The 8994-nt window shown below is 53.6% G+C and carries 9 protein-coding genes and 2 tRNA genes; 3 read left to right on the top strand and 8 right to left on the bottom strand.

Features of this window, described 5'->3' with window-relative positions; translation table 11 throughout:
• Positions 1–186: 186 nt before the first annotated feature.
• The gene (locus tag BOW52_RS15390) at positions 187–699 is read left to right on the top strand and encodes a MerR family transcriptional regulator (protein ID WP_078484968.1); all 513 of its coding nucleotides are present in this window, start codon (positions 187–189) and stop codon (positions 697–699) included.
• A gap of 102 nt (positions 700–801) precedes the next feature.
• Here BOW52_RS15390 and BOW52_RS15385 read toward each other — a convergent pair.
• The 6 genes from BOW52_RS15385 to uvrY form a co-directional block, all read right to left on the bottom strand.
• Positions 802–875, bottom strand: a tRNA-Cys gene (locus BOW52_RS15385).
• 41 nt (positions 876–916) lie between these two features.
• A tRNA-Gly gene (locus tag BOW52_RS15380) sits at positions 917–992 on the bottom strand.
• 47 nt (positions 993–1039) lie between these two features.
• A complete protein-coding gene (gene pgsA, locus BOW52_RS15375; RefSeq protein WP_078484967.1) occupies positions 1040–1603 on the bottom strand; it encodes a CDP-diacylglycerol--glycerol-3-phosphate 3-phosphatidyltransferase in 564 nt (187 codons plus the stop codon).
• Between the two features lie 14 nt (positions 1604–1617).
• Positions 1618–3459, bottom strand: a complete 1842-nt coding sequence (gene uvrC / locus BOW52_RS15370) for an excinuclease ABC subunit UvrC (RefSeq protein ID WP_078484966.1) — start codon at positions 3457–3459, stop codon at positions 1618–1620.
• 25 nt (positions 3460–3484) lie between these two features.
• The gene (locus BOW52_RS15365) at positions 3485–4141 is read right to left on the bottom strand and encodes a uracil-DNA glycosylase (RefSeq protein ID WP_078484965.1); all 657 of its coding nucleotides are present in this window, start codon (positions 4139–4141) and stop codon (positions 3485–3487) included.
• A 62-nt stretch (positions 4142–4203) separates the two neighbouring features.
• Complete coding sequence (gene uvrY, locus BOW52_RS15360) at positions 4204–4860, bottom strand: UvrY/SirA/GacA family response regulator transcription factor (RefSeq protein WP_078484964.1); 657 nt, start codon at positions 4858–4860, stop codon at positions 4204–4206.
• Positions 4861–5131: 271 nt separating this feature from the next.
• On the opposite strand from uvrY, the gene BOW52_RS15355 reads away from it, so the two are divergent.
• Together BOW52_RS15355 and BOW52_RS15350 are read left to right on the top strand one after the other, a co-directional pair.
• Positions 5132–6109 carry an FAD:protein FMN transferase gene (locus tag BOW52_RS15355; RefSeq protein ID WP_078484963.1) on the top strand — a complete coding sequence of 326 codons (978 nt, stop codon included), beginning with the start codon at positions 5132–5134 and terminating at the stop codon, positions 6107–6109.
• A 188-nt stretch (positions 6110–6297) separates the two neighbouring features.
• Positions 6298–8166, top strand: a complete 1869-nt coding sequence (locus BOW52_RS15350) for an ATP-binding protein (RefSeq protein ID WP_172840387.1) — start codon at positions 6298–6300, stop codon at positions 8164–8166.
• Positions 8167–8221: 55 nt separating this feature from the next.
• On the opposite strand, the gene BOW52_RS15345 is transcribed toward BOW52_RS15350, so the two are convergent.
• Both BOW52_RS15345 and BOW52_RS15340 read right to left on the bottom strand, forming a co-directional pair.
• Complete coding sequence (locus BOW52_RS15345; protein ID WP_078484961.1) at positions 8222–8626, bottom strand: GGDEF domain-containing protein; 405 nt, start codon at positions 8624–8626, stop codon at positions 8222–8224.
• A 5-nt stretch (positions 8627–8631) separates the two neighbouring features.
• A complete protein-coding gene (locus BOW52_RS15340; RefSeq protein WP_236725777.1) occupies positions 8632–8952 on the bottom strand; it encodes a PAS domain-containing protein in 321 nt (106 codons plus the stop codon).
• Positions 8953–8994: the final 42 nt, after the last annotated feature.

Below are 8994 nucleotides of genomic sequence, written 5' to 3'. Positions count from 1 at the left end.
TCGTCGTTCGCTCCCGCTCTCAACTACGAATATGCAGACGGCGTCGACTATCGCGGACTAACCGCCTTCGCTTCGCTATCCATGGCGGTCAGCGATCGAGCGTCGTTTTTTTATCTTAAAAATTGGTGTTGACCCGTCTATAGGATCAGGGTTCATGATTGTTTTTCGACGGCAATTGGTGACTTTATGTTGACGGTGACCCAGATCGCCAGAAAGTTTGGCATCTCCAGAGCGACCATTCTGTACTACGAGCGTGAGGGCTTGCTAATGCCTGCTAATCGTTCGGATAACGGCTACAGGTGGTACGGCGACAGTGAGATTGAGCGGTTGGAGGCGATTGTCGCTTACCGTTCGTATGGGATACCCGTCGCAAACATAGGTGACCTGCTCGATCGTAAACAGGGAGCGTCTCAATTCCAGATTTTGAGAGATCACCTCAATGAACTGGGAAAAGAGATCAACCTTCTTAGGAGACAGCAGAAGGCGATAGTCGCTTTACTGCAGGAACCAAAATTGTTGGAGGAAAACATGGTAACTAAAGAGCGTTGGGTAGCAATCATGTCGGCTGCAGGATTTGATGAAGCAGCGATGCGAACATGGCACCAGAAGTTTGAGCAGATGGAGCCGGACGAGCATCAGAAGTTTCTTGAGTCTTTAGGCATTCATGCCGAAGAGATAGCACGAATCCGTAGCCTGTAACATCAACGGTCTCAGGGACGAGACCACCCATCTTCACTACTCCCGAAACAAGAGTTTCAGACAAAAAAAGACCTAGCGAAAACGCTAGGTCTTTCTTCTTAGTGGAGGCCGGACCCGGAGTCGAACCGGGCTACAAGGATTTGCAATCCTCTGCCTAACCGCTTGGCTATCCGGCCAGATATAAAAAACCCCGGTCAATCGACCAGGGTCTAGTATTTGGAGCGGGAAACGAGATTCGAACTCGCGACCCCGACCTTGGCAAGGTCGTGCTCTACCAACTGAGCTATTCCCGCGAAGAGAGCCGGTATTCTACATCGGCCAGCTTATCTGTCAAGCCAAATTATGAACTTTTTCCCTGTAAAATTGGCCACGCCTTGATGAGGTAGACGATCATCGACCAGAGCGTCAGTGCTGCAGCCACATAGATCAACACGATGCCAGCATCGTAGGTGGGGAAAGGGCCGATTGAGTCTCCATAGAGTAGCAACAGGATGGCCCCAATCTGGGCGCTGGTCTTGAGCTTGCCGACCATCATCACCGCCACCTTCACCCGTTCACCAATCGCTGCCATCCACTCTCGCAGTGCCGAGATAGCGATCTCACGGCCGATGATGATCAGCGCGGGGATCGCCAGCAGCGGCGTGGGATGTGCCTGTACCAGCAGCACCAGTGCGGCGGCAACAATCAGCTTATCGGCGACCGGATCGAGGAAGGCACCGAAGGGTGACTCCTGCTTGAGGCGACGTGCCAGATAACCATCGAGCCAGTCGGTAAGACCGGCCAGGGCGAAGATCAGGGTGGTGACCTCATTTGACCAGCTATAGGGGAGATAGAAGACCACGACGAAGACCGGTATCAGTGCGATACGCAGCAGCGTGAGCAGATTAGGAATGTTCAGTGGCATTGAGCCCTGCCCTTTCAGTCATTGTCGTTATGAAACTGGTCATATATCCGTTGTGCAAGTGCCTTGCTGATACTGGGTACCTTGGCAAGATCCTCGACACCGGCGCGTGCGATCTCTCTCAGCCCACCAAACTGTTTTAGCAACTGCTGTCGGCGCTTGGGACCCATCCCCTCAATATCCTCCAACGGTGAACGCTTGCGTGCCTTGGCACGGCGTTGACGGTGGGCGGTGATGGCAAAGCGGTGGGCTTCATCCCGTATCTGCTGCACCAGGTGCAGAGCCGACGAATCATCGGGCAGTATAATGGGGGCCTTGGAGTCGGACAAGAAGAGCTGTTCCATACCGGCTCGCCGTTCCGGCCCCTTGGCCACACCGACCAGCGTCACACCCTCCACCTGCAACTCATCAAGCACCTTACGCGCCTCACTCAGCTGCCCCTTGCCGCCATCGATAAAGAGGATATCGGGCAGTATCCCCTCCCCCTTCTTCAAGCGGGTATAGCGTCGCATCAGCGCCTGGTTCATCGCCGCATAGTCATCACCACCGGTGATGCCTTCGATATTAAAACGGCGATAGTCGGACTTGATCGGCCCCTCATGACCGAAGACCACACAGGAGGCAACGGTCGCCTCGCCCATCGTATGGCTAATGTCAAAACACTCCATGCGTGCCGGCAGCTCATCGAGCTTGAGCGCCTCCTGCAGCGCCTCAAAACGCTGATAGACACCGGCACGGCTCTGCAACCGGGCGCTGAGAGCATGTTCGGCATTGGCGACGGCCATCTTCAGCCAGCGTGAGCGCTCACCGCGCAGCCGACTGCTGATCGCCACCTTGCGTCCAGCCCGCTCGCTGAAGGCCGCCTCCAGCAGCTCATGCTCGTTCGGTTCGACATTGATCAGAATCTCGGCAGGCACTTCGCGCTCAAAGTAGTACTGAGCGATGAAAGCGCCCACCACCTCCTGCAGATCAGCATCAGGCGGCACCTTGGGAAAGAGGCTTTTGTTGCCCAGATTACGACCATTGCGGATAAAGAAGAGCTGTATCGAGGCGGTTCCGCCCTTCAGCACCGCACCAACCACATCGAGATCGCCGCTCTCACCGCTCACATACTGCTTCTCCTGCACCCGACGCATGTTGGCGATCTGGTCGCGATAGTGAGCCGCCTGCTCAAACTCCAGCTTCTGTGAACTCGCCTCCATACGTTCGACAAGCTCGTCGATCACCTCATTATTGCGCCCCTCGAGAAACAGCGTGGTACGGCGTACATCCTCACCATAGGCCGCCTCGTCGATCAGTCCGGTACAGGGAGCGGTGCAGCGTTTGATCTGATACTGCAGACAGGGACGCGTGCGGTTGGCAAAGAAGCTCGGCTCGCACTGACGCACCTGAAAGAGCTTCTGTAACAGATTGAGACTCTCACGCACCGCACCGGCATTGGGATAGGGACCGAAGTAGCGCCCCTTGCCGCGCTTGGCACCGCGATGGGTGGTCAGGCGCGGAAAGGTCTCATCGGTGGAGACATAGATATAGGGATAACTCTTATCATCACGCAGCAGCACGTTATAGCGCGGCTTGTGCTCCTTGATCAGCGTGTTCTCAAGGATCAGCGCCTCACTCTCGGTGTGAGTGATGGTGATGGCAATGTCACGGATCTGCGCCACCATCGCGTGGGTCTTGATCGTCTGACCGGAGCGGTTGAAGTAGCTCGAGACACGTCGCTTGAGATTGCGTGCCTTGCCGACATAAATCACCGTTCCCGCCTCGTCGAGCATCCGGTAGACACCGGGCTTCGAGGTCAGGCTTTTGAGAAACGCCTTGTGATCGAAGGGGGGATTGTCGTTCTGCTCTTCACTCATGTGCAGCGATTATGCCGTATTGGGCTCAGCGCTTACGACCCTTTTTACCCAGCAGCTCATCGGCCGAGGCGAAGACATCACGGAACATCTCGGGGGTGAGACGACGAGTCTGGGTGTTGTAGCGGCTGCAGTGGTAGGAGTCGAGCAGCCAGCGATCGCCTTCGAGCGGGTAACGATTATTGTGACCGAACTTATGCTGTGAGGCCTTCAGCCCGAGTGCACGCAACACCGCATTATGGGCGACACCACCCAGAGCCATGACGACAGCCCCCTTCTTCAGACCATTCAGTTCATTCTGCAGATAGGGGCTACAGGCGACCACCTCTGAGGTAAGCGGTTTGTTCTGCGGCGGCAGGCACTTGACCGCATTGGTAATACGACACCCCTTGAGCTTCAGCCCATCATCGGCCGAGACCGACTCAGGTCTATTGCCGTAACCGAAGTGGTGCAGCGTCTCGTAGAGCAGCACGCCCGCATAGTCGCCGGTAAAAGGGCGACCGGTGGCGTTGGCGCCGTGCATACCGGGCGCAAGGCCAACAATCAGTAGATCGGGATTCTTCGCACCAAACGGTGCAACGGGTCGGGCGTGGTAGTCGGGGTACTCTTCACCCACCTCGTCGAGGAATTCACTGAGGCGTGGGCAGAGGCGGCAATCGACATCGAAACTGAGTTTTTGATCCATAGCAAAGTGTGCTGAGTAGCTTTCGAGGCTGCCAAGCTTACCACTCGGTCGTGTGCCAGGGGTCAGAGATTCTCCTGATCTCGCATATTGGTATCGACCACACCGTAGCGGATCGCCAGATGGGTCAACGCCACATCATTCTCTACCTTTAGTTTCTCGTAGAGCCGATAGCGATAGGTACTAACCGTCTTCGGGCTGAGGTGAAGCTTCTCCGAGGTCTCCTGGATACTGTAGCCCTGGGTGATCATCATCATCACCTGCATCTCGCGTTGCGAGAGTTTGGAGAATGGGGTCTCATCGCCATCGAGCATCGAGAGTGCGAGGCTCTGCGCGATATCGGGGCTGATATGTTTTTTACCGGAAAAGACCGTCTTCACCGATGCAATGATCTCATCGGAGGCGCAGTTTTTGGTGATATAACCCGAAGCACCCGCATTGAGCAGACGGCTGGGGAAAGGGTCGTCGGTATGAACGGTGAGAATAATCACTTTAGTACCGGGCTGGATACTAGAGATCTTAGTGGTCGCTTCAAGACCACCGATGCCGGGCATATCGACATCCATGATCACCACATCGACCTCATTCTTACGAACAAAATCGATTGCCTCCTCTCCACTGGTCGCCTCAGCGATCACCTCAATCCCTACAGCATCATCTAGAATTCGTTTGGTACCGGTACGAATCAGCTGATGGTCATCAACGAGTAAAACTCGAATCATCTCAATTCCTTATTGTGCGTTCAGTCCGATTTGAGTCTACCACCCACGACAAACAATTGTCATACGATGACAGCATCGGAACTGTGACATTAATCACGGAGTACGGAAATTAATTATAGAAAAGCAGCAGCGATATAACACCATAGATCAGGCGTGGTAAATAGCGATTAACCAAAGTTAACAACGGATGTTAAAAACTTTACACGTTGCATGGTTCACAAAAATAGAATCCCGCCAAAATTCACCACATGCACGGCGATATACTGCAACGATGCAGATCAATAAGCTGATTACCGCCCTACTCCTACTGACCCTTTCACTATCGGCCACGGCCGAGTGGCACAGAGACGAGCAGCCCATCATGGGTACGTTGATCCGAGTCGAACTGTGGCACTCAGATTCTACGCTCGGTAAGGCGGCCGTCGCTGCGGTCTTCGAGGAGATGCACCGCATCGACCATTTGATGAGCCCCTACAAGGAACAGAGTGAACTCTCCCGGGTTAACCGTGAGGCGGCCAATCAACCGGTAGTCATCAGTAGTGAACTCTACCAGCTCATTGAACGCGCCAACGAGGTCTCAGAGCTCTCGAACGGCAGCTTCGATATCACCTTCGCCAGCGTTGGCCACCTCTACGACTACCGCAATCAGATCAATCCCAGTGCCGATACCATCGAGGCACAGCTCAACACCATCGACTACCGCCACCTGATACTTAACCCCATGCAGCAGAGCATCTCCTATACACGTCATGGTGTGCGTATCGATCTGGGTGGAATCGCCAAGGGGCATGCAGTGGATCGCTCCATCGCTCTTCTCAAACGGCGCGGTATCAGCCAGGCACTGGTCAGTGCCGGTGGCGATACCCGCATCCTCGGCAACAAACAGGGGCGTCCCTGGATGACCGGTATCCGTGACCCAAGGAATCCAGGCCGCAGCGAGGTGGTCGTACCGCTGAGTAATGCCGCCATCTCCACCTCTGGTGACTACGAGCGCTACTTTGAGAAGGACGGCATTCGCCATCACCACATCATCAGTCCATCAACGGGACGCTCGGTTGATGAGCTACGCAGCGTATCGATTATCAGCGCCAACGCCACCACTACTGATGCCTTATCAACCACGGTGTTTGTGCTCGGTCTGAAAGCTGGCATGAAACTGGTAGAGGCTTCACCGGATCTCGAAGCGATCATCATCGATAACCAGGGCAAGATGCACTACTCATCGGGGCTGGGTACTCCACAGAGATAACAGTACAGAGATAACAGTACGGTCCTATCCAGATAGCCGTTCTGTGCCAGACGACTCGCCTTTACTGTTTAGACTCTCTCCACACACAAAACCCGTAACAAGCGTCTATACTCTTGTCCGCTGGTGTTATCTATTAAACTCAATTAGCCTGAATGACCGACTGCCGTTGCGACTCCCCTTTAGACCCCATGACAAACCTCAGAATCATCTTTCCACTACTGCTTCTATTAACCGTTGTTGTTACGGCAATGGTGATGCATGTCTCGCAACTTCAATCGAACCTGATCAACTCCACCGCGCTCAAAACCGCTGAACTCTATTCAGTCGCTTTAACCCAGTTCCGTAGCCTCTACTCATCAGAGGTGGTGTCGAAGGCGAGCGCATCGGGTCTCGATGTCACTCACGACTATGTGGATCGCGATAACGCAATTCCACTACCAGCGACACTCGGTATGAAACTGGGTGAAGAGATCGGCAAACATGCCACCGGGGCCAGGGCGCAGCTCTACAGCCCCTATCCGTTTCCCTGGAGAAGCGAATCGAGAGTGCAGAGAGCATTTGAAAAAGATGCCTGGGCTTTTCTCTCTGTAAACACCGACCAGAGTTTCTCCCGTTTTGAGTCGACGGGTGAAACCACTCTGTTGCGCTACGCCACCGCCGATGTGATGCAACAGGCCTGCGTTGATTGCCATAACACCTACCCTGACACACCCAAGGATGACTGGCAGGTGGGCGATGTACGTGGCGTACTGGTTATCAGCCTGCCGATCGATGACATCATTGCGCAGACCGAAGAGAGCCTGAGATATACAACCTTCGCCTACGCTGCCATCGGACTTGGCATTGTATTGGTGATCGCCTTTGTCATCGTCAGGCTGCGCAACCAGTCGAAGGTGCTGCAGCAGCGGGTCGAGGAGCGTACCGCCAGAATCGAGAAGGAGATCGGTGAACGAAAGCAGGCTATGAACTCATTGATAGAGTCCGAAGAACACAACCGATTGCTGCTCGATTCGGCGGGTGACGGTATCTACGGCCTCGATCTGAACGGCAATACAACCTTTATCAACCCGGCCGCCTGCAAGATGCTCGGTTATAAAGTGGATGAACTGCTCGGTAAACCGATCCATGAGATTGTGCACCACAACCATCCCGACGGTTCCGATTACCCCAGCGAAGAGTGCCCGATGTACGCCGCCTTTACTGACGGTGAAGTACATCGGGTTGAGGATGAGGTGTTATGGCGCAAGGATGGCAGCAGCTTCCCGATTGAGTACACCAGCACCCCGGTCTACAAAAACGGGGCGCTTGTCGGCGCGGTGGTGACCTTCAACGACTCGAGTGAGCGCAAGAAGATGGAGCGCATGAAGAACGAATTCATCTCAACCGTCAGCCATGAACTACGCACACCGCTAACATCCATCAAGGGCTCACTCGGGCTCATCGCCAACGGACAGTTTGATGAAGATCCCAAGACGGCCAGAAAGATGTTGCGCATCGCCTACGAGAACAGCGAGCGCCTCACCCTGCTGATCAACGACCTGCTCGATATCAACAAAATTGAAAACAGCGATACGCTGTTCGAGATGAAACCGCTCAATCTTAGGACATTGCTGGTCGATGCCATCTACGCCAATCAGGGATTCTCCGATAAATACAACGTCAAACTCAGCTGGCAACCAAGCGATGAAGATCAACTCACCATCAGCGCCGATAAAAACAGGCTGATACAGGTCCTCTCAAACCTCTGCTCCAATGCGATCAAGTTCTCACCCGAGGATGGTGAGGTTGTCATCTCTACGAGCCACGATGATAAAACCGTCCGAATCTCAATCACTGACAACGGCCCCGGCATCGCCGCCGATTATCAACAGAGCATCTTCGAGAAATTCGTTCAGGCCGACTCATCCGACACACGCAATACCGGCGGCACAGGCCTGGGACTTGCGATCACCAAGGAGATCATCGAACGACACGGCGGCACGATAGGTCTCGAGAGCACACCGGGAGAGGGTGCCAGCTTCTACTTTGACCTCCCCCTCACCGATAAGAGTCACTGAGTCAGCATGACTCAACTGGTATCACTATTTTGGAATCCCAGCTTTTACGCGATTTCTACCACCTCTTTTTGCACGATAGAGTGCATCTATCCGCCCTCTTTAGCATGGCATCGATATCATCACCCAACACAAAGCTTGCAACACCGAAGCTGGATGTTCGTTGACCGATTTCAGAAAATGGCTGCATCTCAATTTCCATTCTGAGTTTCTCAGCAACTCTTATCGCCTGATTCAGATCGGACTCAGGACAGATAATCATAAACTCCTCTCCACCCCAGCGACCGGCAAAATCCGTCACTCGAACGGATTTCAGGATTAACCGCGCAATAACAATCAACACCTCATCACCCACCTGATGACCATAACTATCATTGATCTGCTTAAAATTATCGAGATCGCACAAAATCACTGACAGTGGTTTTTCATAGCGTCTTGCACGTTTCAACTCAAGCTCAAAAATATCATCTACTTTTTTCGGTTATATAACCCTGTCAGATAGTCGGTACTTGAAAGCTCTTCGATCTGTTTCTTATCCGTAATGTTCTGCTGGATGGCGGTATAACCGATAATTTCGCCGTGTTCATTCAGGTCTGCTTCAACATTCGCTTCTACCCAGTAGCCACTACCATCCTTCGCCCTGTTCAGGATCTCACCACACCAACTATTCCCCTGTTCAATCGCCCGCCACATCTCACTGTAGACCTTATCGGACATATCAGGATGACGAATAATTCGGGGAGTCGCTATTTTTGCGGAAGCTTGTTTTGGGCATCCAAGCCCAAGCAAGCGGCAAATACTTAACGCGACCGTTTATGCCTACGGCGCCCC

Origin of the sequence: Solemya pervernicosa gill symbiont, assembly GCF_002020875.1 — a bacterium.
In the GTDB taxonomy this organism is placed as follows: Bacteria; Pseudomonadota; Gammaproteobacteria.
This window is presented reverse-complemented; position numbering and strand designations above follow the sequence as displayed.